Origin of the sequence: Vibrio sp. OY15 (assembly GCF_000742455.1) — a bacterium.
GTDB lineage: Bacteria > Pseudomonadota > Gammaproteobacteria > Enterobacterales > Vibrionaceae > Vibrio > Vibrio alginolyticus.
The window spans coordinates 26091-46996 of record NZ_JPIL01000003.1 but is presented as its reverse complement, the minus strand read 5'-3'; the positions used below and the strand labels follow the sequence as shown (position 1 = coordinate 46996).

At 44.6% G+C, this 20906-nt stretch carries 21 protein-coding genes; 14 read left to right on the top strand and 7 right to left on the bottom strand.

Annotation, left to right across the window (positions count from 1 at the left end; translation table 11 throughout):
• Nucleotides 1-48: 48 nt before the first annotated feature.
• Both IJ23_RS04190 and IJ23_RS04185 read right to left on the bottom strand, forming a co-directional pair.
• On the bottom strand, nucleotides 49-498 hold the full coding sequence (locus IJ23_RS04190) for a YaiI/YqxD family protein (protein ID WP_005380310.1): 450 nt from the start codon (nucleotides 496-498) through the stop codon (nucleotides 49-51).
• Nucleotides 495-788 (bottom strand): hypothetical protein, encoded by a 294-nt coding sequence (locus tag IJ23_RS04185; RefSeq protein ID WP_033905520.1) that lies wholly within the window; start codon nucleotides 786-788, stop codon nucleotides 495-497. Before IJ23_RS04185 ends, IJ23_RS04190 begins: the two co-directional genes overlap by 4 nt.
• A gap of 932 nt (nucleotides 789-1720) precedes the next feature.
• Between IJ23_RS04185 and IJ23_RS04175 the strand changes: the two genes are divergently transcribed.
• Complete coding sequence (locus IJ23_RS04175) at nucleotides 1721-2206, top strand: GNAT family N-acetyltransferase (protein WP_081886393.1); 486 nt, start codon at nucleotides 1721-1723, stop codon at nucleotides 2204-2206.
• On the opposite strand, the gene IJ23_RS04170 is transcribed toward IJ23_RS04175, so the two are convergent.
• On the bottom strand, nucleotides 2166-2465 hold the full coding sequence (locus tag IJ23_RS04170) for a DUF3301 domain-containing protein (protein WP_005380315.1): 300 nt from the start codon (nucleotides 2463-2465) through the stop codon (nucleotides 2166-2168). The genes IJ23_RS04175 and IJ23_RS04170 overlap by 41 nt on opposite strands.
• Before the next feature lie 13 nt (nucleotides 2466-2478).
• Nucleotides 2479-3516 carry a DUF3549 family protein gene (locus tag IJ23_RS04165; protein WP_033905517.1) on the bottom strand — a complete coding sequence of 346 codons (1038 nt, stop codon included), beginning with the start codon at nucleotides 3514-3516 and terminating at the stop codon, nucleotides 2479-2481.
• Nucleotides 3517-3592: 76 nt separating this feature from the next.
• On the opposite strand from IJ23_RS04165, the gene IJ23_RS04160 reads away from it, so the two are divergent.
• Nucleotides 3593-3907, top strand: coding sequence for a YqcC family protein (locus tag IJ23_RS04160; RefSeq protein ID WP_033905604.1), 315 nt, complete (start codon nucleotides 3593-3595; stop codon nucleotides 3905-3907).
• Between the two features lie 4 nt (nucleotides 3908-3911).
• On the top strand, nucleotides 3912-4694 hold the full coding sequence (gene truC, locus IJ23_RS04155; RefSeq protein WP_033905516.1) for a tRNA pseudouridine(65) synthase TruC: 783 nt from the start codon (nucleotides 3912-3914) through the stop codon (nucleotides 4692-4694).
• A 67-nt stretch (nucleotides 4695-4761) separates the two neighbouring features.
• Here the strand turns inward: truC and IJ23_RS04150 are convergent, their stop codons facing one another.
• From IJ23_RS04150 to map, 3 genes are all read right to left on the bottom strand, one after another.
• Nucleotides 4762-5145, bottom strand: a complete 384-nt coding sequence (locus IJ23_RS04150; RefSeq protein WP_005380322.1) for a DUF3461 family protein — start codon at nucleotides 5143-5145, stop codon at nucleotides 4762-4764.
• A gap of 142 nt (nucleotides 5146-5287) precedes the next feature.
• Nucleotides 5288-7912: a bifunctional uridylyltransferase/uridylyl-removing protein GlnD gene (glnD, locus tag IJ23_RS04145; RefSeq protein WP_017636037.1), complete on the bottom strand. Its 2625-nt coding sequence runs from the start codon at nucleotides 7910-7912 to the stop codon at nucleotides 5288-5290.
• A 108-nt stretch (nucleotides 7913-8020) separates the two neighbouring features.
• Nucleotides 8021-8899, bottom strand: a complete 879-nt coding sequence (gene map / locus IJ23_RS04140) for a type I methionyl aminopeptidase (protein ID WP_005380326.1) — start codon at nucleotides 8897-8899, stop codon at nucleotides 8021-8023.
• Nucleotides 8900-9283: 384 nt separating this feature from the next.
• Between map and rpsB the strand changes: the two genes are divergently transcribed.
• The 11 genes from rpsB to lpxD all read left to right on the top strand — a co-directional run bounded on the left by rpsB (nucleotide 9284) and on the right by lpxD (nucleotide 20862).
• Complete coding sequence (rpsB, locus tag IJ23_RS04135; protein WP_005380327.1) at nucleotides 9284-10012, top strand: 30S ribosomal protein S2; 729 nt, start codon at nucleotides 9284-9286, stop codon at nucleotides 10010-10012.
• Between the two features lie 132 nt (nucleotides 10013-10144).
• Nucleotides 10145-10990 (top strand): translation elongation factor Ts, encoded by an 846-nt coding sequence (gene tsf / locus IJ23_RS04130; RefSeq protein ID WP_005380328.1) that lies wholly within the window; start codon nucleotides 10145-10147, stop codon nucleotides 10988-10990.
• A 147-nt stretch (nucleotides 10991-11137) separates the two neighbouring features.
• Nucleotides 11138-11863 (top strand): UMP kinase, encoded by a 726-nt coding sequence (gene pyrH / locus IJ23_RS04125; RefSeq protein ID WP_005380329.1) that lies wholly within the window; start codon nucleotides 11138-11140, stop codon nucleotides 11861-11863.
• A gap of 100 nt (nucleotides 11864-11963) precedes the next feature.
• Complete coding sequence (gene frr, locus IJ23_RS04120; protein WP_005385348.1) at nucleotides 11964-12521, top strand: ribosome recycling factor; 558 nt, start codon at nucleotides 11964-11966, stop codon at nucleotides 12519-12521.
• Between the two features lie 96 nt (nucleotides 12522-12617).
• The gene (locus IJ23_RS04115) at nucleotides 12618-13373 is read left to right on the top strand and encodes an isoprenyl transferase (RefSeq protein WP_005380331.1); all 756 of its coding nucleotides are present in this window, start codon (nucleotides 12618-12620) and stop codon (nucleotides 13371-13373) included.
• Between the two features lie 12 nt (nucleotides 13374-13385).
• Nucleotides 13386-14228, top strand: coding sequence for a phosphatidate cytidylyltransferase (locus tag IJ23_RS04110; RefSeq protein WP_005385351.1), 843 nt, complete (start codon nucleotides 13386-13388; stop codon nucleotides 14226-14228).
• A gap of 50 nt (nucleotides 14229-14278) precedes the next feature.
• Nucleotides 14279-15484 (top strand): 1-deoxy-D-xylulose-5-phosphate reductoisomerase, encoded by a 1206-nt coding sequence (gene ispC, locus IJ23_RS04105; protein WP_017820752.1) that lies wholly within the window; start codon nucleotides 14279-14281, stop codon nucleotides 15482-15484.
• Nucleotides 15484-16842 (top strand): sigma E protease regulator RseP, encoded by a 1359-nt coding sequence (rseP, locus tag IJ23_RS04100; protein WP_033905515.1) that lies wholly within the window; start codon nucleotides 15484-15486, stop codon nucleotides 16840-16842. Before ispC ends, rseP begins: the two co-directional genes overlap by 1 nt.
• A gap of 44 nt (nucleotides 16843-16886) precedes the next feature.
• Nucleotides 16887-19301 carry an outer membrane protein assembly factor BamA gene (bamA, locus tag IJ23_RS04095; RefSeq protein ID WP_005391802.1) on the top strand — a complete coding sequence of 805 codons (2415 nt, stop codon included), beginning with the start codon at nucleotides 16887-16889 and terminating at the stop codon, nucleotides 19299-19301.
• A 13-nt stretch (nucleotides 19302-19314) separates the two neighbouring features.
• Nucleotides 19315-19824, top strand: a complete 510-nt coding sequence (locus IJ23_RS04090; RefSeq protein WP_005391804.1) for an OmpH family outer membrane protein — start codon at nucleotides 19315-19317, stop codon at nucleotides 19822-19824.
• A gap of 6 nt (nucleotides 19825-19830) precedes the next feature.
• A complete protein-coding gene (gene lpxD / locus IJ23_RS04085; RefSeq protein ID WP_005380347.1) occupies nucleotides 19831-20862 on the top strand; it encodes a UDP-3-O-(3-hydroxymyristoyl)glucosamine N-acyltransferase in 1032 nt (343 codons plus the stop codon).
• The last annotated feature ends 44 nt before the right edge of the window (nucleotides 20863-20906 follow it).

Below are 20906 nucleotides of genomic sequence, written 5' to 3'. Positions count from 1 at the left end.
GAATGAGCCAGGCTTTTATTTGCTGGCTCAATTTGAATAGAGTGAGGGTTACTTCTTAAATTTCGCCAAAATACGATCCAAATGGTTTGCAAATTCGCGTCGATCGGTTTGAGAAAGCGCGGCGGGCCCACCAGTCTGAATTCCGCTTGAACGCATGGTTTCCATAAAGTCGCGGATATTTAGGCGAGCTTTGATGGTGTCTTTTGTATAGAGCTCGCCACGAGAACTGAGGGCTTGAGCGCCTTTAGAGATAACCTCATCTGCAAGCGGAATATCTGACGTGATCACCAAATCGTTGGCTTCTACACGCTTGACGATTTCGTTGTCTGCGATGTCAAATCCCGCAGGGACTTGTAGCGAGTGGATGTTGTCTCTTTTCGGCACAGGGACAACGTGGTTAGCGACAAACGTACATTCAATCCCCGTACGCTCGGCGGCACGCACAATGGTTTCGCGAATAACTTTCGGACACGCGTCTGCATCTACCCATAACTTCATGATGATTTCTCACTGAGTTTCGCTTCTAACTCTTCAATACGAATGGCTAGCATTTTTACGGTGTGTTCTAGGGCTTCAAGACGATCATTATCGGTGTGGTGCTGTGCTGCGATTTCAACCTTGGGTACGCGTTGAGCACTCTTCCAACTTTTTATTGCGGTGATTAACGCTGGCATTGGAACTGGCGTTTTCAATCGTGCTTTCACTAACGCTACGGTTGGCTCTTTTCCTTGTTGTTGCAACTGTTCCATTGCCGCTTCTAATTCTTTAGTAACGTCTTGAGTTAACATTTTTAATCCTTAACAACGATATATCTATCATCATACGTTGAGTGCGCTAATTTGGCGAATGGCATTTTGGAGAGTGTAGTGTGAGAGATCTCTTACATAGGTTGTGAGAGAAAACGATATCGTAAGCGGAAAAAGAGAAGATAAAGAGCTTAAGTTTATGATAAATAATGATTTAACAACTTGTTAACCAATGTGGGGGCCAAATATTTATCTTGGATAGATTGTCTATTTTTGGAAAAGGCGTAAATTGAGAGTTGTCAGCAGGAAGCAGACATGGAACAGGAAAGTACCAAGGATTTGGTTATCGTCAGGAAGACGATTTGGTTGGTCAGGATGATTAATCAAGCATGGAGCGTAGGACATTGTAAGGATACGATCATCAATAGGATGTTGATGACTAAGGATAGACAATGGACCCCTCTAGGATTGAGGTTATGGACAGCATCAGGAAGATGCAAGGGACACCGCTCAAGGAACAAGTGACGTGTGCTAACGAGGAATGTTAGCAGTCAGGATGATAAGGACACCGCTAGGACGGCGACGTAAGGAATAAGCTGACGGAATCAGCCACTATTATGGATGATGCATGGAGCACTTTTAGTAGCCGGACTGCTGCGAGTAAGACCATGACCCCGATACTTATGTGTCGGGGTCTTTCTTATATAAAAACGATATCCAGTGCTCTCATTGAATTAAACATCTCGATGTTACTTGGGGATATCAATATCACAAAATATATAAATTCCTAATAACACTTAATAAAAAACAACTCAGATCAATATCCTTTCCAACCAGTTGGTTTAACTTTCGGCTTCTCTACAAGGTGTTATGCCCGCAATCATTGAGCATGTTCAGCTCATCGAGTTTGTGATCTGCGGATAGATTAAGTTTGTTGTAATCAAGGAACAGATGTGGCCATAGTAACCAGAAGAATGCTTCTTCTACCCTACAATGAGTCGTTGCAACTAGAATTCGTCATGCTGAATTGCTGTGCGAAAAACCGTGCTGAATTGAATGGTCCGTATACAGTTGCGTCTGCCAAACAGATGTTTGAGAAAATACTGGATGATGAGAACATTTATAGTATGGCAGTGCTCGAGAGCACCAGTCGTGACTATATGGGGCACGTGTTTATTGCTAATCTCGATTCCGAACCTGAATTAGGGTTTATGTTTGATAAATCATATTGGGGTAAAGGGTTAGCAACAGAAGCACTAAAAGCATTTTTCCCCAAAGCGTGCCGTGAGTTGGGCTTGAATAAGGTGAAAGCTAACGTGAATAGCAATCATCAGGCTTCTATGGCGGTACTGAAAAAGCTGGGATTTGTTAAAACAAAAGAAAGTAAGGATCTATATGGTCCTTACTTTGAAATGGAATTTACAAGCGATGCGGTGGTAGGTGAAAGTTCTGCGGCCTGAAACCGACCATGGTTAACTCTCCTTGGTAGCAATCGTCACCAAGAGATGAAAACTCAAATTGATACACCGTATGCCAACGCCAGACTCCGTCTGGCGTTTTTAGTTTATGGGCACCAAAGGCGATGCTGATTAATTGGAGATCCAATTGCTCACATTTACGCGTGATGGCCGCTTTTGCGAGTTCGGCTTGGCGACGCTGTTGCCAAAACAGGTAACAGAAAAAGCAGAGCCCTAAAATTGCTAAAAGATCACCAATCATTCCTGAACCTTTCTTAGCTTTTTGTTGCTTGTTGTAAGCTTACTAGCGCATTTGCTAGTTCCTCTGATGGGTTTGAATGCAGCAAAGGCAATAACACCATTCTTAACTCTGGCAGCATCACTAAATCGGCAAATAACTGATTAAATAGGGCTTGATTACCGGTTTGAGCTAAACGCAGCAAAAACTGTTCTGCTACCTTTTCATTGGCGAGTAAGTGCCAAGCGCGACCCGCCACACCAATCAATACCTCCTGATGGCTTAAACGAGGGCTATGCAATATCGCATCTAATACTGGAGAGGCGACTTCTGTTGGTGCACCAGCAAGGGCTCGGATAAGTGCTGAAAGTAGGAAGAGATCAGGTTCGCTACTTGCGATTTCTTGCTGTGCCTTTTCCGCGATACGTTCTGCTAAACGCTCTTGAAGCTCTACATGCTCAAGCGCACCTAATAGTGCATAAAGTGGCTCATTTGGTAGGTGGTTCAACGCTTTGCGTATCATTACCCCGTTTTGCTCTTTGTCCAGGCGAGCGGCTATGTCTGTGATACCTTGCAGACCTACAGTTTGCCAATTATCCCAGCCTAAACCTCCAGAGAAGTAATGCTGGGTATGCTCGTAATATTGGCTGGTAGGAAGATTGAGGTTTGCGCGGACCTGGCTATGAAACACGGCCATTTTATCTTCGGAAGGTTTGAAAGTGTATGGGTTGTTAGACAGCTTTTGTTGTTGCTCTTCAGTGATATCATCATTGAGGCGTGTTCCCATAGCCTCCACGACGTATTTAATGAAATTGCCGATATCCGCTTGCTTTAACAAACCGCGCTCGTCCAATTCAAACTTTAGAAACCAAATCCAAGGTTGCTTTTGTTCATTCCAATAAGCGATGGCAAGGTGTGCTTTACGCTGCATTGGAAATGGGTAAGGTGCTTGACCTTTTTCTACATCGGTAAACTCTTTCTTAGCGATGGTTTTGATACGGCGACCAAGATCGAAGATTTGATAATCACAGTGGCTGTTGTTCAACAGTTGAGTGAGGGTTTGAATGTTTTCCATTAAATACGACGTCCTAACGTTCTTTTCACAAGAAATGGTATCATTCTCGGCTAATTCAAGGTTCGAGATAGAATTAATGGTAACAAATACTCAATTGGTCGACTTACTTCACCAACTTGAAGCGCAGCTTAGAGAGCATAACTTATGGCAATACACTATGCCTTCAGAGCAAGCCTTACAAAGTGCGGAGCCATTTGCGATTGATACATTGCATCCTCATGAGTGGTTGCAGTGGATTTTTATAGCCAGAATGCACGCACTAGTGAAAAATAACCAACCACTGCCAAGAGGGTTTTCTCTCGAGCCCTATTTTTCAGAAGCGTGGAAGCAGGAACCGCAGTTCGCCGAGCTGCTCGTTACAATCCGAACCATTGACGAACTGTGTAAGTAAACGAATGCTAGAACAAGAACTAACGCGATCTTCAGAACCAGTTGAGCTGGAGATCGTTTATCAGGATGAATATTTTGTAGCGGTCAACAAGCCTGCAGGCATGTTAGTGCATCGCAGTTGGTTAGATAAACACGAAACTCAGTTTGTCATGCAAACTTTGCGCGACCAAATTGGTCAGCATGTGTTCCCATTGCATCGTCTGGATCGCCCAACATCTGGTGTGCTCGTGTTTGCGTTGTCGAGTGAAGTCGCATCACAAGTCATGCCGATGTTTGCTGAACATAAAATGGAAAAGACATACCACGCGATAGTACGCGGTTGGATTGAGGAAGAGGGCGTCTTGGATTACGCACTCAAAGTGGAGTTAGACAAGATTGCTGATAAGTTCGCTTCACAAGAAAAAGAAGCGCAAGAAGCGGTGACGGAATATAAGCCGTTGGCTAAAGTGGAGGTTCCCTATTCGACGGGTAAATTTCCTACAACGCGTTATTGCTTAGTTGAGATGAAACCTAAAACGGGGCGTAAGCACCAACTTCGTCGTCATATGGCACATCTACGCCATCCGATCGTGGGTGATACAACGCACGGGGATGGAAAGCACAACAAGCTGTATCGCACAGAGTTTGATTCTCATCGTTTGCTACTGCATGCTTCAGAGTTACGGTTTGTCCATCCATTTACCGATCAAGAGATTGTCATGACGGCCAATCTTGATGAAACTTGGCAGCAATTGTTTACTCGATTTGAGTGGGATGAACCGATAATCGGCGCAGTTAGATCTAGATAATGATTGAGTACAAATAAAAAGGGTTAGCATCAATGCTAACCCTTTTTTAAAATTTAAGACTTAACGTTTACTTTAGTTTTTCAAGATCCGCTTCGATCTCTGCGATCTTACTCGAAACGACTTTTTCTAAATGACGAAGGTCTGAAAGAATTTTCTCTTTTACATCAACCTCAGGTTGTTTCGTTGGCTTAGTGATTTTATTCAGTTCATCAATGACTAATGTGAGGTTACGGTTGATTTCCGTTACTTCTTTATATTTGTGACTGCCACTATCAACAAGAACATTTTTGATTTGGCGTGGGTATTTGAATTTAACGCTTTTAGCGAATAGTTCGCCTTTTTGCTTGTGGAAATAGATCTTGAGTACGTCTTTGTGTGCTTCTTGGCGTAGGGAATAACGTTCAATCTGCTTAGGGTCGTGAATACCCAAACCAGTGAGGTGGGGATACATAGGCTACCTCTATTACATCGAATTGATATTGATATAACTGTAGCAGCCTATGTATGAGCTAGATAGCTGATATTTAGCCAAAATGCTTAACTTGTGGGCAAGATCGCTCTCGCCCTGAACCGAAAAGATTGGCAGGTTTGATCTAAGCTGCGACCTCATCAGATAACTTTTCGATCAATCTCTCTCTTAGCTCATCCTGTTGTTCTTCACTTAATCTTCCCCCTGCATCACTGGTTAAAATAAACAAGTCTTCTGCTCGCTCACCAATGGTGGTGATTTTTGCACCATGAAGGTTGATATTTAAATCAGCAAACGTACGGCCTACTTTGGCCAACAGCCCTGGTGTGTCTAGCGCGACAAACTCCATTAAAGTGTGTTTTTTACCTTTGGTTGGTAAGAAGTCGACTTTGGTTTTCACGTTAAAGTGCTGAAGTTTGTTCGGAGTACGGCGCGTTTTAATCTTGGTTGGTCGGCCTGCCTCCAGTACATGAGTGAGGTGTTTAATCACCGCGGCGTGACGAGACTCATCGATCGCTTCGCCATGTTGATCGAGTACCATAAAGGTATCAATCACGTGCCCATCTTTGCTGGTCATGATTTGCGCGTCGTGTACATTAAAATTACGCCTATCTAACTCCGCCACGACCGTCGCAAATAAAGCAGGCTGGTCTTTCGTATATACAAACACCTCAGTGCCGCCACGAGTGGCTTTTTTACTGATCAACACCAAAGGCTTAGTCGGATCTTCCATGCGAAGTAAGTGTTCGCAGTGCCACGCGATTTGCGTATGGGTATGACGAAGGAAGTAGTCAGCTTTGAAGCGTTGCCACAATACTTCAATTTCGCGCGCGGCAAACCCCTCTTTGCGCAGCATTGCGGAGGCCATTTGTTGATTGTGGCGAATTCGCTCACGCACATCGACAGGGTTCTCTAGGCCTCTACGTAAAGCACGTTGTGTGGAGTAATACAGCTCCGCAAGTAAAGTTCGTTTCCAAGCATTCCAAAGTTCTGGGTTGGTTGCACAAATATCTGCAACTGTCAGGCATACAAGATAATCGAGAGATTCTTCGTCTCTGACTTTTTTGGCAAACTCGGTAATGACATCAGGATCATAAATGTCTCGGCGCTGTGCGGTGACAGACATTAATAGATGATGTCTTACCAACCAAGCGACAAGTTTCGCTTCGGGCTTCGATAAACCATGCTCAATGCAGAAGTCGTACGCTTCTCCTTCACCGATAATCGAGTGATCGCCGCCACGACCTTTCCCGATATCGTGGAAAATAGCGGCAATAATCAGCAGCTCTTTCTTTTGCATCCGAGGGTAGACGTCACAGCAAATAGGGTGCTTCGCATGATTTTCTGGGTCACTAAAAGTGTTGATGTGTTTAAGTAAGCGAATACTGTGTTCATCAACGGTGTAGGCATGGAATAAGTCAAACTGCATTTGACCAACAATCTGACTCCATTGCGGTAAATAGGCCGCCATAACCCCTAATCGGTGCATGAGGCTGAATGCTTTGTGAAGAGCATTAGGGTGACGACATAACGCCATGAACTTTTCACGCGCAGCAGGAATGGTGTGCAAAAACTTGTTGAGCCGACGCCGAGCGGTGCGCAGTTGACGCAGCGTTGGTGGGCTCACCCCTTCAATAGTTGAGTCGTTAGCAATATGTAAGAACATATCCAGAATAGTTTCTGGGCGAGCTTGGAACAATGCGGGTTTCCGCGCTTCAATTAAAGAACCGCGACGTTGAAAGTCTGTATCGAGAATCTCGGCACTTTCTGTCGCCCCACCATTAATGATCGCTTGGTCAAAGAGTTTGAGTAGCATTTTATTGAGCTCTGCCACACGACGAAGCGTGCGGTAGAACTCTTTCATCATCATTTCTACGCCTCGGTTGCCTTCTCCGACGTAGCCTAGGTTTTCCGCAACTTGTGCTTGATGAGCAAAGGTCAAGCGGTTGTCATAGCGGCGAAGCTCCATGTGCAGAGCGAAACGTACTCGCCAAAGGAAGTCCTGACATTCAACCAATTCTCGGTATTCTGCGTCAGTTAAAAATCCGTATCGGCTCATTTCCAACAATGAAGTCGCACCAAAGTGACGTCGAGCGACCCAGCTTAATGTATGAATATCGCGTAGCCCGCCAGGGGTTGATTTAATGTCCGGTTCTAAGTTGTAGGTCGTGTCGTGGTAACGCGCATGGCGTTCGCGCTGCTCTTGAATTTTAGCGCGGTAAAACGTCTCACTTGGCCAGAAGGAGTCTGATAACACGACTTTCTTCAGTGCCTGAAAGGTGTCCTCGCTTCCACACAGCAGTCGCGCTTCTTGCAGGTTTGTCGCGACCGTTAGATCGGCTTTACCAATTTCAGCACATTCAGTAACGGTGCGAACAGCGTGTCCGACCTCGAGTTTTAAATCCCACAACAGCGTAATGAATTCGCTGATTTTTGCTTCTAACGCGGTTGGCAGTTTATTGTTCGACAGAATCAAAATATCGATATCGGAGAGCGGATGCAGCTCGCCTCGTCCGTAGCCACCAACGGCAACTAGGGAAATGTTGTAAATATCCTTGAAACCAAAATGTTGCCACAAACGATTGAGAAGCAGATCCATATATTCAGCTCTGGCTAAAACCAAGCTTGTTACCGGATGATGATTGAGAAACTCTTGGTTTTGATTAGAGCTAAACTTCTCTAATTCTTGTTTGAGTTCACCGATATTGATTTGTTCATCGGAAAAGGTAAGAGGGGACTGAAGTGTCATATTTGCCATCCGTGCAAGCTAATCTAATAACAATCTAACAAATTTGCGGCAGATAAAAAATATCCCCGCCGAAGCAGGGATATAGTAAACAACGAGTGGTTGTCAGCTTTACGCGTTTTTCATTAGGCGAGGAATCGTATCGTCGCTACGAAGCGTCAGTACTTCACAACCTTCTTTTGTTACTACAATGGTATGTTCCCATTGCGCAGAGTTCTTGCCGTCGCCCGTGTAAACAGTCCAGTCATCTTGTGCATCAACAGAGCAACCAAATTTACCTGCGTTAATCATCGGCTCAATAGTAAAGCACATGCCTTCTTTTAATACGCGGCGGTCTTTGTTCTTGTAATGAACCACTTGTGGTTCTTCATGGAACTCATCGCCGATACCGTGACCACAGAAGTCTTTCACAATAGAAAACTTGTTGCGAGGATTGTTCTTGTTATTCTCTTTGATGTACTTCTCGATAGCTGTACCGATGTCGCCAACTGTTGAACCTGGCTTAACGGTACGCATACCAACGTACAGTGCTTCTTGAGCTACCATGCACAGACGTTTGTTTGCAGGCGAAACATCACCGACTAGGAACATCTTAGAAGTGTCACCATGGTAACCCTGAGGACGCACGCTCAGATCGGCATTCTCATCATTTGGAACGATTACGGTAATATCAACGTTTAAGATGTCACCATCTTTTAGTACCGCCGGCTTCATTTGGCCGTTGCTACCGATTTCGTCTTTCTCCGCTGGAATACCATGGCATACGATATGGTTGATTGAAGTACAGATCGACTTAGGGAAACCATGGTAATCAAGCGGAGCAGAGTATGCGCCTTTTTCTAGAGCGTACTCATGACAGATTTTGTTTAACTCTTCTGTCGTCACACCAACTTTGATGTGTGGTTCGATCATTTCTAGAATCTCTGCGGCTAGCTTGCCCGCAATGCGCATGCGTTCTATTTCTTCAGCAGTTTTAATCTTGATTGACATTGGCTTTCTCTACTTATTCCTAAGCACGTAAACGTGCGAATGGCCGCATTCTATCAGACATCGGGGCGTTAACCCAAGTTAGATAGGAATATGCATCATTCTTAATTCGATCATATGTTTAAAGTTTTGCTTATAAATAGGAGAAAGTGGCTCGGTGAAGAAATAATTTTTACTAGCCACAGTGAGCTAAAATATGGTATAAAGCGCGCCGGAATAGAGGACTGTTCTCTTCGTTTAGCAAAGTTAAGCGGCGAAGCAAGCTTCATCCGAATAACCTTTTATCTTTAAATCACACACATTCCGTCACATATTCCGGGGTGCTGAGCAGAAGCTTGGTCGGAGTTATGGGGAATGTGGAGGCCTAACCCCATAGAGGATTTTAAAATGGCAACTGTATCAATGCGCGATATGCTAAAAGCTGGTGTTCACTTCGGTCACCAGACTCGTTACTGGAACCCAAAAATGAAGCCATTCATCTTTGGCGCTCGTAACAAAGTTCATATCATCAACCTAGAAAAAACTGTACCAATGTTCAACGACGCTCTAGCTGAACTAGCTAAAGTTGGCGAGAAGAAAGGTAAGGTTCTATTCGTAGGTACTAAGCGCGCTGCATCTGAAGCTGTTAAAGAAGCTGCAATCGCAAGCAACCAGTTTTACGTAAACAACCGCTGGTTAGGCGGTATGCTTACAAACTACAAAACAGTTCGTCAGTCTATCAAGCGTCTAAAAGAACTAGAGACTCAATCTCAAGACGGTACTTTTGACAAACTAACTAAGAAAGAAGCTCTAATGCGTACTCGCGAAATGGAGAAGCTAGAGAAATCTCTTGGTGGTATCAAAGACATGGGCGGCCTACCAGACGCTCTATTCGTAATCGACGCTGATCACGAACACATTGCAATTAAAGAAGCTAACAACCTAGGTATTCCAGTATACGCTGTGGTAGATACTAACTCTAACCCAGACGGCGTTGACTACGTAATCCCAGGTAACGACGACGCGATCCGCGCTGTACAGCTATACCTGAACGCTGCTGCTTCAGCAGTATCTGAAGGTCGTAACAAAGACGTAGCTGCAGTTGCTGAAAAAGACGGTTTCGTAGAAGCTGAATAATAGCGGCTCTGTGTCACACTTGGTCTATGTGAAACCTTTGTGTAGCATAAACTAAGTTATAGTTAGCAATGGGGGCCGACAATGTTAGGCCCCTGTTTTTTACCTTATTTCGAATCAAACGAGGAAGACAGAATGGCAACTGTAACTGCTGCTCTAGTTAAAGAACTTCGCGAGCGTACTGGCGCTGGCATGATGGAATGTAAGAAAGCGCTTGTAGAAGCAAACGCTGACATCGAACTAGCAATTGAAAACATGCGTAAATCTGGCGCAGCGAAAGCAGCTAAGAAAGCTGGTAACGTTGCAGCTGAAGGCGCAATCATCATCAAAGAAGAAAACGGCGTTGCTGTTCTTCTTGAAGTTAACTGCCAAACTGACTTCGTTGCTAAAGACGGTAACTTCACTGCATTCGCAGAAGAAGTTGCAGCTGCAGCTCTAGCTTCAAAAGCTTCTGTTGAAGAACTACAAGCACAATTCGAAGACGCACGTGTAGCTCTAGTAGCTAAAATCGGTGAAAACATCACTATCCGTCGCGTAGAATACGTTCAAGGCACTGCAATCGCTTCTTACCGTCACGGTGAGAAAATCGGTGTTGTTGTTGCTGGTGAAGGCGACGCAGAAACTCTTAAGCACGTTGCAATGCACGTTGCTGCTTCTAAGCCAGAGTTCGTTAACCCAGAAGACGTACCAGCTGACGTAGTAGAAAAAGAGAAAGCGGTTCAAGTTGAAATCGCAATGAACGAAGGCAAGCCTGCTGAAATCGCTGAGAAGATGGTTGTTGGCCGCATGAAGAAATTCACTGGCGAGATCTCTCTAACAGGTCAAGCTTTCATCATGGAGCCTAAGAAAACTGTAGGCGAAATGCTGAAAGAAAAAGGCGCTTCAGTTTCTACGTTCGTTCGCCTAGAAGTAGGTGAAGGTATCGAGAAGAAAGAAGAAATGAGCTTCGCTGAAGAAGTTGCAGCAGCTCAAAAAGGTTAATCCTTAGAGACTGTATAAAGATTAGACCGTAGCCAAGGCTGCGGTCTTTTTATGAGCAGTGAACGATTAGCCGTGATGAATAGCCATAACTGAAGTTGTGTCTATTCATGACTGTTAATCAACAACTCTCTTTGGAAGGTAAACTCCATGACTACGAACCCTAAACCAGCGTATCAACGTATTCTATTAAAACTGAGTGGTGAAGCTCTTCAAGGTGAAGACGGTTTTGGTATTGATCCTGCGGTCCTTGATCGTATGGCACAAGAAGTTAAAGAACTGGTTGAACTGGGTGTTCAGGTTGGTGTAGTTATCGGTGGCGGTAACTTGTTCCGTGGTGCAGGCCTAGCTGAAGCTGGTATGAACCGCGTAGTTGGTGACCACATGGGTATGCTTGCTACAGTAATGAATGGCCTAGCGATGCGTGATGCTCTTCACCGTGCATACGTAAATGCGCGCGTTATGTCTGCAATCCCTCTAAAAGGCGTATGTGACGACTATAATTGGGCTGATGCGATCCGTGAGCTTCGCCAAGGCCGAGTTGTCATCTTCTCTGCTGGTACTGGTAACCCGTTCTTTACAACGGATTCTGCTGCTTGTTTACGTGGTATCGAAATTGAAGCGGATGTCGTACTAAAAGCGACGAAAGTTGATGGTGTATTTACTGCTGACCCTGTAGCAAACCCAGACGCAGAGCTGTATGATAAGCTATCTTATGCAGAAGTTCTGGATAAAGAGCTGAAAGTTATGGACTTGGCGGCGTTTACGCTAGCTCGTGACCACAAAATGCCAATCCGCGTATTTAATATGAACAAGCCAGGCGCACTACGTCGCGTGGTAATGGGCGAAGCAGAAGGCACGCTCATCAACGAATAAGCTTGGCTTAAGGTGCCACTCCAAAGCGTTAGGGTGGTGCTTGCTTTGCTCAACCGTTTTAGGCTTTCTTCAGGAAAGATGACATTTTTAAGGTGAAACTGTGATTAACGAAATCAAAAAAGACGCGCAAGAGCGCATGGATAAAAGCGTTGAAGCGCTTAAGAACAACCTTTCTAAAATTCGTACAGGTCGTGCACACCCAAGCCTACTATCTGGTATTTCTGTAGAATACTACGGTGCAGCAACACCTCTAAACCAAGTAGCAAACGTTGTTGCTGAAGATGCACGTACACTTGCAATCACGGTTTTTGATAAAGAGCTGACGCCGAAAGTAGAAAAAGCGATCATGACGTCTGACCTTGGTCTAAACCCTATGTCAGCTGGCACTATCATCCGCGTTCCACTTCCACCGCTAACGGAAGAGCGTCGTAAAGACCTAGTTAAGATCGTCCGTGGTGAAGCTGAAGGTGGTCGTGTTGCTGTTCGTAACATCCGTCGTGACGCAAACAACGATCTTAAAGCGCTTCTAAAAGATAAAGAAATCTCTGAAGATGAAGACCGTAAAGCACAAGACGAAATTCAAAAGCTAACTGACGTTGCAGTTAAGAAGATCGATGAAGTTCTTGCTGCAAAAGAAAAAGAGTTGATGGAAGTTTAATACTCCCACACACATCACTGTTGGAAAACGCTGTGCTCACAGCTCAGCGTTTTTTTATGTTAGTCTATCCAACTGATGGAACTCAATTAACTCCCTATGCAAAATTCTCAAGCCTTCTCTGATTCCCTTCCTAAGCATATTGCCATCATTATGGACGGTAATGGCCGTTGGGCTAAGTCCAAAGGAAAACCTCGCGTATTTGGTCATAAAAAAGGCGTTAGTGCCGTTCGTAAGACCGTGGCTGCTGCTTCAAAACTAGGCATTAGAGCCATGACGCTGTTTGCTTTTAGTAGTGAAAACTGGCGTCGTCCGGAGGAAGAAGTGGGTCTTTTGATGGAACTGTTTATCACGGTCCTGTCTAGTGAAGTAAAAAAACTACACAAAAATAACTTACGGTTGCGCGTGATCGGTGATACCAGTCGATTTAGTGAGCGTCTACAAAAGAAAATTGTAGAAGCAGAAAACCTAACGGCAGATAACACGGGTATGGTGATCAACATTGCAGCCAACTATGGCGGTAAATGGGACATCACAGAAGCTGCTAAAACGTTAGCGCTAAAAGCACGTAACGGTGAAATTCGTGTAGAGGATATCAATGAGCAGCTAATCACTGAGCATTTGACCATGGCAGACCTACCGGAAGTGGATCTTTTAATTCGCACCAGTGGAGAGTGCCGCATCAGCAACTTTATGTTGTGGCAAATGGCTTATGCAGAAATGTACTTTACACCAGAGTACTGGCCAGAATTCGATGAAGACAGTTTGGTAGAAGCTGTAACTTGGTTTATCAACCGAGAACGTCGTTTTGGCTGTACAGGTGAACAAATAAAGGCATTGATGGCAGCTCAATAAGGACTAGTTAGTTTGAAACAGAGAATAATAACAGCACTAATTTTAGCTCCCCTGGTTATTTTAGGCATTTTTAAATTACCGCTAATGGGCTTTATTGCCGCTTTAACTGCAATAACGCTATTAGGTTTTTGGGAGTGGACTCAGTTTACAGGAAGCAACTCTCGCATTGCTGCCCTTGTGCCGGCAATCATTATTACCGGACTTAGTTTTCTATACATCTCGCCTGATGCATATAGCCTCAATCACTTAACGACACCTCATTATGTCGTCTTGGGTATTGGTTTTGTTTGGTGGATTATTGCTAGCTTAATGGCGATTACTTACCCCAAAACGACGAAATCTTGGCAAAGTAATTTTGTTTTACGTCATGTATTTGGTTTTCTGACATTAATCCCATTCCTTTGGAGTGTGATTATTCTCAGAGCGTATGACATCACTGTAGATCCATACCACGGCGCAAAGCTTGTGTTGTACGTTTGTTTCTTGGTATGGGCTGCAGATAGCGGCGCCTACTTTGCAGGCAAAAGCTTAGGCAAACGTAAGATGGCTCCTCATGTAAGCCCCAATAAAACCATTGAAGGGCTAATTGGTGGCATTATCACGGCATTAATCGTAGCGTGGGCATTTGCTGATTGGTTCGATATCCAGTTCACTAGCCCTGTCCATATGGTGCTGATTACGCTGGTTACTGTCGTTATTTCAGTGCTTGGTGATCTGGTTGAAAGTATGTTCAAACGTGTCTCAGGCATTAAAGACAGCAGTAACATTATCCCAGGGCACGGTGGTGTGCTAGATCGTATCGACAGCCTAACCGCAGCATTCCCAGTTTTTGCTCTTCTTTACTACGTATTCTAATTTATCAGGAGCGGCGTCGTCGCTCCTGAGCTTTCTAACGGTCTTACAACATGCAAAAGTTAACGATTCTTGGTGCTACTGGATCAATTGGTGCAAGCACGCTTAAAGTGGTCGAACAAAACCCAGATCTGTTTTCTGTCGTTGCCTTAGCGGCAAGCACTAACGTTGAAAAGATGATCGGTCTATGTCGTCAGTGGCAACCTAAATATGCGGTCATGGCAGATAAAGCTGCGGCGTCTCAACTTCAAGCTGAGCTACACTCGGTTTCGCCAGGTACCGAAGTGCTAGGTGGTACTGATGCGCTATGTCATATAGCTTCGCTGGACGAGGTCGACAGTGTAATGGCTGCTATTGTAGGAGCCGCTGGCTTATTGCCTACCATGGCTGCCGTGAAAGCAGGTAAGCGAGTCTTGTTGGCAAATAAAGAAGCACTTGTAATGTCAGGCCAGCTATTTATTGATGCTGTAGAAGAATTTAGCGCAGAGCTACTTCCCGTCGACAGTGAACACAACGCCATTTTCCAATGTTTACCACAGCAAGTACAAACCAATCTAGGTCGTTGCAATTTACAAGAACATGGCATTTCTCATATTTTGTTGACTGGATCTGGTGGTCCTTTCCGTTACACTGACATCGCAGAACTGGAGCAGGTGACACCCGCTCAGGCGATCGCTCATCCAAACTGGTCGATGGGGCCAAAAATTTCTGTTGATTCTGCCACGATGATGAATAAAGGCCTTGAGTATATCGAAGCTAAGTGGCTATTTAATGCTGCTCGCGAACAACTGAAGGTGGTTATTCATCCTCAATCTGTGATTCATTCTATGGTTCAGTATCGTGATGGTTCGGTCTTGGCACAAATGGGAGAAGCGGATATGGCGACGCCAATTGCGCTCACCATGTCATACCCGTCAAGAGTAGAAGCTGGGGTTAAGCCGCTAGACTTCACGAAAGTTGGTGAGCTGACGTTTTTGCAGCCTGACTTTGCTCGTTACCCATGTTTAAAACTCGCAATTGATGCTTGTTATGAAGGTCAACACGCAACAACGGCATTGAATGCAGCTAATGAAGTCGCTGTTGATGCATTTTTAAATAACAGACTAGGTTTTACCGATATTGCTCGCATCAATGAGTCTGTGTTGAATAAAATCAACGCAAGCTGCAAAGCTGAGAATGCGAATAGCTTGGAAAGCTTGCTCGAGCTAGATAGAATGGCACGAACTATTGCCCTAGAAACCATACGCGAGCGTAGCTGATGACTGGTATATTGTGGAATCTCATTTCTTTTATCGTCGCACTGGGCATTCTTGTTGCCGTGCACGAATTTGGGCATTTTTGGGTTGCTCGCCGTTGCGGCGTTAAAGTTGAAAAGTTTTCAATCGGTTTCGGCAAGTCTATTTGGAGTAAAGTAGGCAAAGACGGAACGGAGTACAGCATCTCAATGATCCCTCTCGGCGGCTATGTGAAAATGGTTGATAGCCGTGTCGATGAGGTGCCAGAGCATGAGAAGCACCTAGCGTTTGATAAGAAGCCGTTATGGAAGCGAACCTCTATTGTTGCGGCTGGCCCCATCTTTAATTTTATTTTCGCAATTTTTGCCTATTGGCTGGTATTTCTAATTGGTATCCCAGCTGTTAAGCCTGTAATTGGTGAAGTTACGCCCAATTCGATTGTTGCGGAAGCTGGAATTGAATCTGGAATGGAACTTAAATCGATATCTGGTATCAAAACTCCGGATTGGGAATCAGTAAATATGGGATTGATTTCTCATATTGGCGATGATTTGATGACGGTAACACTAACGTCAGCGAATGAAGTTGGTTCAGAAGTAACGAAAACGCTCGATTTACGTGAGTGGAAGTTTGACCCAGAAACTCAGTCAGCGATGCAGTCGTTAGGTTTTGCTCCGTATACACCGGAGGTGTATCGAGTTATCGAGCAGGTCTCGCAAGGTGGAGCGGCGGAAAAAGCCGGTGTGCTTCCAGGTGATGAGGTTGTCGCAATTGGTCAACAACGAGTAACCGAATGGAAGCAAGTGGTTGAAGCGGTTCGTTCTAATCCTGATACACCGCTTGAATTGACGGTGTTACGTCAGGGTTATGAGCAAACATTGACGCTGACGCCCGGTAGCCGTGAGCTAGCTAACAAAGAAGTCGTTGGTTTTGCAGGTATTGCACCTAAAGTCGCAGAATGGCCAGAAAGTTATCGCTTCGATCTTCAGTTTGGTGTATTCGAGTCAATAGGTAAAGCAGTAGACAAAACTGGCCAAGTCATTGGTTTGACAATCAGCATGCTTAAGAAGCTGATTGTTGGAGACGTTGGTCTGAATAACCTGAGTGGACCAATATCAATAGCCAAAGGCGCAGGCGCGACAGCAGATTATGGTTTGGTCTACTTTTTAGGTTTTCTCGCTCTAATTAGTGTTAACCTAGGTATTATTAATCTCGTTCCTTTACCAATGTTGGATGGCGGTCATTTGTTGTTTTTTGCAATTGAAGCAGTCATTCGACGTCCTGTTCCTGAGAAAGTGCAGGAAATGGGCTTTAGAATTGGTGGTGCGATCATCTTCTCGCTCATGGCGTTAGCGCTATTTAATGATTTTACTCGTCTGTGATAGTTCAGAGACAAAAGCAGTAGCAAGGAATAATTAGAACAAGTATGGCGATTAAGCGAATTCTATTTGCAAGTTTACTGGCGACCAGTGTATCTGCAAATGGAGCAGAGAACTTCGTAGTTCAAGATATTGAAATCGATGGATTGCAGCGTGTAGCACTGGGTGCTGCATTGTTGAAAATGCCTGTACGTGTCGGTGATACCATTGGCCAAGGCGATGTTGCAGAAATTATCCGCGCCCTGTATGCATCTGGTAACTTTGAAGATGTGAAAGTGTTGCGTGACGGTGGTGTTCTGATGGTTCAAGTCAAAGAACGTCCTACCATTGCAAGCATCTCTTTTTCAGGTAACAAAGCAATCAAGGACGAGCAGCTACAAGAAAACCTGAACGCGTCTGGCGTTCGTGAAGGTGAAGCGCTTGACCGCACCACGCTAAGCAACATTGAAAAAGGCTTAGAAGACTTTTACTACAGCGTAGGTAAATACAACGCAACAGTAAAAGCGGTGGTGACTCCACTACCACGTAATCGTTCTGATCTTAAGTTTGTCTTTACTGAAGGTGTGTCGGCAAAAATTCAGCAAATCAACTTTATCGGTAATGAAGTGTTCAGTGATGAAGAACTGCTTTCGCGCTTTAACTTAAATGTTGATGTGCCGTGGTGGAATTTCCTTTCTGATGAAAAGTATCAAAAGCAAGTCCTTGCAGGTGATATTGAAGCACTCAAATCATTCTACCTGGATCGTGGTTACTTAAAATTTAACGTTGATTCGACACAAGTTGCAATCTCTCCTGACAAGAAAGGGGTATACATTACTCTTGGTCTAGAAGAGGGCGAGGTTTACACCGTTAAGGACGTGAAGTTCCGTGGTGATTTGATTGGTGAGGAAGCGACGTTCGAAAGACTTGTGCCATTTGAAGACAATGAGACATACAACGGCTCGTTGGTTACTTCAATGGAAGAAGGGATTAAGCGTGTGCTTGGTGAGTCCGGTTATGCTTATCCTCAAGTGAATACCATTCCTGAGTTTGACGACGAGAATCAAGAAGTTTCTTTGGTCGTTAACGTAGATCCGGGTAACCGAATTTATGTTCGTGACATTCGCTTCACGGGTAATAACTCAACCAAAGATGAAGTCCTTCGTCGTGAAATGCGTCAGATGGAAGGCAGTTGGTTGAACTCGAAATCGATTGAAACGGGTAAAACTCGTCTAAATCGTTTGGGCTACTTTGAAAATGTTGAAGTACAGACGGTTCGAGTTCCTGGTAGTGATGATCAAGTTGACCTAGTTTACTCTGTCAAAGAAGCGAACTCTGGTAGCGTTAACTTCGGTGTTGGCTACGGCACAGAATCGGGTGTGAGCTTCCAGGTTGGCCTGCAACAAGATAACTTCATTGGTAGTGGTAACCGTGTTGGTATCAACGCGATGATGAATGACTACCAGAAAAACATCAGTCTAGATTACCGTGATCCGTACTGGAACTTAGACGGTGTAAGCTTAGGTGGTAAGGTTTTCTATAACGAATTTGAAGCGAAAGAAGCCAATATCGTTGACTATACCAACGAAAGCTATGGCGCGAGCTTAACGTGGGGTTTCCCATTCGATGAGTTGAACCGTTTTGAATTCGGTGTCGGTTATACGCACAACAAGATCGGTAACTTATCGCCTTACTTACAGGTAGAGCAGTTCTTACGAGCACAAGCAGACAACATTGATTCTAGTGGAGCGTTGAACACAAACGATTTCGACTTCAATATCTCTTGGACACGTAATAACTTAAACCGTGGCTACTTCCCTACGGCAGGTAACCATCAGCGTGCATTCTATAAAATGACCGTACCTGGCTCTGACGTTCAATACTTCAAAATGCAGTACGATGTTCGTCAGTATGTGCCATTGACTAAAAAGCACGAGTTTACCCTCTTGTTCCGTGGCCGCTTAGGTTACGGTAATGGTTACGGTCAAACGGATGGCAACGATAACTTGTTCCCATTCTACGAAAACTACTACGCAGGTGGCTTTACATCGCTTCGTGGCTTTGGCTCAAACTCTGTTGGTCCTAAAGCGGTTTACCGTGATACATCTGGTTCAAACAATGGCGCAGATACAGCAACAGATGACTCTGTTGGTGGTAACGCCGTAGCGCTAGCAAGTGTTGAGTTGATTGTCCCAACACCATTTGCATCAGAAGAAGTACAAAACCAAATTCGTACCAGTATCTTCTTTGATATGGCAAGTGTTTGGGATACGGAGTTTGACTACCGCGATTCAGGTGCGGAATATGGTGACCGTTACTACTACGATTACTCAGATCCAACCAACTACCGCTCTTCTTACGGTGCGGCGTTGCAGTGGATGTCTCCAATGGGGCCACTAGTCTTCTCACTAGCGAAACCAATTAAGAAATTTGATGGCGATGATGAAGAGTTCTTCACATTCACTATCGGTAGAACTTTCTAAAGAGGAAAATATTTTGAATAAAATGATCAAAGCGGCTGGGATTGGCCTTCTTGTACTGAGCTCTTCAATGTTTGCAAATGCGGCAGAAGCTGCACAGAAAATTGCTTACGTAAATACAGCTCAAGTTTTTCAAGCTCTTCCTCAACGTGAAGTTGTACTACAAAAAATGCAGAAAGACTTCAAAAGCAAAGCTGATGAACTGAAGTCAATCCAAGCACAAGCTAAAACAAAGATTGAGAAGCTACAACGTGACGGCGAACTTTTGGGTCAAGACGAAGTTGAAAAGCTACGTATCGATATCGCGAAGCTCGACAGCGAGTACAAAGTGAAAGCACAAGCACTTGAAAAAGCAAGTGCGCGTCGTGAAGCTGAAGAAAAAGCGAAGCTTTTCAAAACGATTCAAGATGCAGTTAAGAAAGTCGCAGACAAAAATGGTTACGATCTTGTGATTGATATCTCTGCTTTGCAGTACGGCAAGCCAGAATACAATATCTCTGAAGACGTAATTAAAGCTCTAAAATAAGAAGTTATGAAGACATTAACATTAGCCGAATTGGCGACAATTACCGGGGGTGAGCTGTTTGGTGACGAGTCTCTCGTTGTAAGCCGTGTTGCTCCAATGGATAAAGCACAAGAAGGTGACGTAACCTTCTTGTCTAACCCAAAATACGCAAAACACCTTTCTGAGTGCCAAGCTACCGTTGTTATGGTAAAGGCTGAGCATAAAGATCAATGCGTTGGAAATGCGCTAGTGGTTTCAGACCCTTATGTCGCATTTGCTCGTGTGGTCCAAGCGATGGATACCACACCAAAACCGGCAGACGATATTGCACCAAGTGCTGTGATTGCCGCTGACGTTAAGATGGGTGAGAACGTTACAATCGGCGCTAACGCTGTGATTGAAACGGGCGTGGAACTCGGCGACAACGTAAGTGTTGGTGCTGGTTGTTTTATCGGTAAGAACGCCAAGCTAGGGAATAACACCAAGCTTTGGGCTAATGTCACTATCTACCATGAAGTGTCATTGGGTGATGACTGTCTCGTTCAATCGGGTACCGTCATTGGCTCTGATGGCTTCGGTTACGCGAATGACAAAGGCGAGTGGATTAAAATTCCTCAGCTTGGTTCAGTGCGTATCGGTAACCGCGTTGAGATTGGTGCTTGTACTACGATTGACCGCGGTGCACTCGAAGATACTATCATTGAAGACAATGTCATTCTGGATAACCAACTTCAAATCGCGCACAACGTGCAGATCGGATATGGTACCGTGATGCCTGGTGGTACTATTGTCGCGGGCAGTACAAAAATTGGTAAGTACTGCCAGATTGGCGGCGCGTCTGTTCTGAATGGCCATATCACTATCGCAGATGGTGTGGCGATTACAGGTATGGGCATGGTAATGCGCAGTATCGAAGAAAAAGGCCTTTACTCATCAGGTATTCCACTACAAACGAACAGAGAGTGGCGTAAAACTGCAACTCGAGTTCACCGTATTGATGAGATGAATAAGCGCCTGAAAGCGGTTGAAAAACAGCTGGAACAGAAAGAAGAAATTTAGAACAAGTTATCTTTCGCTCTGTATTTAACGTGAAAGCTAACAGG